Here is a 2,801-nt window from a genome sequence, read left to right as displayed (position 1 = left end):
CATCAAAGAACGCACCTTGCACGGCCAGGGTAGTGGCCATGTTGTGCGCCATGCTTGGTTGCAGGCCGCCGGTCTTGGCATCAGCCAGGAAGTCCTTGGCGGCGGTCTGGGCGCAAGAGTCGAAACCGTACGAGTCCATTTTCTGCAGCATGTCGGTCCGCACAGGGATCGAACCTTTGTTGATGCTGAAGACTTTCTGGAAGTTTTCACCCAGCACGATTTTGGCAATATCTTGCTGACCGGCAGCAGTGCCTTTGTCTTTCTGCTTGAACACCGCCAGGGAGTCGATGTTGTAGGTGAAGGCTTTGTCGGTGCCCGGGAAGGCTACGCACTCGTAGTCTTTGCCGGCGACTTTCTTGGCGGCGGTCCATTCGGACTTGGCCCAGTCACCCATGATCTGCATGCCGGCCTTGCCATTGATGACCTTGCCTGCTTCGAGGTTCCAGTCCTGGCCTTTGCCGTCAACGTCCATGTAGGTCGCGACTTTCTTCAACTCGGTGAGCGACTTGACCATTTCAGGGCCGGTCAGCGCAGCGTTGTCGAGGTCAACCAGGGCTTTCTTGTAGCCATCTGCACCCATCACCGACAAAACCACGGCTTCGAACACAGTGCTGTCCTGCCAAGGCTGGCCACCGTGGGCGAGCGGAATGAAGCCCGCCGCTTTCAGCTTGTCGCCGGCTGCGTAGAATTCTTCGAGGGTGGTCGGGTTTTTGGTGATACCGGCTTTCTTGAAGACTTCCGGGTTGATCCACAGCCAGTTCACGCGGTGGATGTTCACCGGTACGGCAACGTAGTTACCTTCGTACTTCACGGTGTCGGAGACTTTCTTGTCGAGCAGGGAATCCCACTTCTCTTCTTTGGCGACGTCTTTCAGGACGTCAGTGTCGAGCAGGCCGGTCGACGCCCATTCCTGGATGTCCGGGCCTTTGATCTGGGCAACGCCTGGCGGGTTGCCGGCCACTGCGCGGCTTTTCAGCACGGTCATGGCAGTGGCACCGCCGCCACCGGCTACGGCACCGTCTTTCCAGACGAAACCGTCTTTCTCAACTTGAGCCTTCAGTACGTCTACAGCTGCTTTTTCACCGCCTGAGGTCCACCAATGCACAACTTCAACCGTCCCTTTCGAGTCGGCGGCAAATGCACTGAGGGGAAACAACGAGGCAATGGAAATAGCAACGGCGAGGCGATTAATCGCGTTCATCTGAGTACCTTTTCTTGTTGTTATGCATGCAAGTCTAGAGCTTGCGCTGCACGGAGTTTAAACAGGGATTTTCAAGGCGCAGGTAACAAAGGGACGTACAAATGTCACCACTTGGTGACATACAAACCCCGACCTAAAGCACTGGCCATGCTGGGTGCCAAGGGTAGCGCAGGCAGCACCACCGCTTGCCAGGCATGGTACAGGTCCGGTTTGCCGCCCCAGATCTTGCTGCTGGGTTGGTTATGCGGGCTCAGTTCGTGATGCCAGCTGCCGTGGATTCGGTCGATAAAGTAGGTGTCGCAGAACTCCCAGAACCGCCTGTACCACGTTTCGTAATGCAGCTCGCCCGTGCGCTTGAGCAACGCTTGGGCAGCCGCGCTGGCTTCGGCGTGGGTCCAGTGCAGGCGCTCGCGCACCACGGGGCGATGGTTCCAGTCCAGGGTGTAGACGATGCCGGGAGCACCGTCCACGGCCCAGGCGTACTCGCAGGCGCTGGCGAACAGGCCCTTGGCGTCGGTCAGCAGCCAGTCCGGCGTGGCCAGCCCGGCTTGCAGGCGCGCCGCTTCGAGGTGCAGCACCAGCCGCGCCCATTCAAAACCGTGGCCGGGGGTGATGCCGTAGGGGCGAAAGCCGTCGGCAGGGTTGTCTTCGTTGTAACCGAGCAAGGGTTTCCAGTGCGCGTCGAAATGCTCGATGACCATGAACTGATTACCGGCGGCGTGGGAGTGGATCACGCGCTCGACAATGCGCAGCGCACGGTCGAGCCAGCGCGTGTCACCGGTCACGTCGGCCAGGGCCAAGAAGGCTTCGGTGGCGTGCATATTGCTGTTGGCGCCGCGATAGGCTTCCACAGCGCTCCAGTCCTGGGCGAAGGACTCGAGCATGACGCCTTCGTCTTCACTCCAGAAAAACTGGTCGATGATATGGATGGCGTCATTCAGCAGGTTCTGCGCACCCGGCGCGCCCACCACGACCGCAGAACTGGCGGCCAGGGCGACGAATGCATGAAGGTAGGCGGCCTTGCCACGGTTGCCATCGAGGGCCTGTGGCGCGGCAAACCAGCCACCGTGTTCGCTGTCGCGCAAAGGGCCACTGAGGGCCGCAACACCCTGTGCCACTAACTCGGCATAACCGGGCAGCCCCATGGCATGGGCCATGGCGAAACTGTGGGTCATGCGGGCAGTGTTCATGGTTTCGGCGTGGGCATCGGCCGGCAGCTGGCCTTTGTCATCGAGGTTGCCGAAGCCGTCTGGCAGTCGCGAGGCTTTGGCAAATGCCAGCAGGCGCTGGCCTTCGGTGGCGAGCCAAGTGTGATGGGCAGGTGCGTTCAGCCAGCTGCTGGCAGGCAGTGGTTGCGTGGTCATGAGTGGCCCTTATTATTTTTTATGGGATGACCCGAGTCTAAACAAGGGTGAGGTGAGGGCAAGTAACGAAGCGGAGGGGAAATGTCACTGCATGGTGACAATTGAAAGGGTTTTATAGGCTGAAGGGGCTTGCTGTGGGAGGCGCAGCTTTAATGGTGAGCGGGTTTTGTTGTGAGCAAGCTTAGGTAGCGGGTGGTTTTTTGTGGTGAACGGGCTTGCCCCGCGCTGGGCTGCGA

2 protein-coding genes are annotated in these 2,801 nt (G+C 59.6%); both read right to left on the bottom strand.

Translation table 11 applies throughout. The annotated features are described in order from the left end of the window. The coding region (locus WBB95_RS20830) for an ABC transporter substrate-binding protein (RefSeq protein ID WP_424489300.1) at positions 1-1,201 on the bottom strand (1,201 nt) is incomplete at its 3' end. 104 nt (positions 1,202-1,305) lie between these two features. Next, positions 1,306-2,565: an AGE family epimerase/isomerase gene (locus tag WBB95_RS20825; protein WP_424489299.1), complete on the bottom strand. Its 1,260-nt coding sequence runs from the start codon at positions 2,563-2,565 to the stop codon at positions 1,306-1,308. Between the last annotated feature and the right edge of the window lie 236 nt (positions 2,566-2,801).

It is taken from the genome of Pseudomonas sp., from assembly GCF_049645325.1.
Classification (GTDB): domain Bacteria; phylum Pseudomonadota; class Gammaproteobacteria; order Pseudomonadales; family Pseudomonadaceae; genus Aquipseudomonas.
The sequence above is the reverse complement of the archived record's forward strand: the minus strand, read 5'-3'. Positions and strand labels throughout refer to the sequence as shown.

What these genes read in the sequence shown, in the direction of transcription:
- WBB95_RS20825 (WP_424489299.1), bottom strand. Translation starts at nt 2,565, where the DNA reads ATGACCACGCAACCACTGCCTGCCAGCAGCTGGCTGAACGCACCTGCC.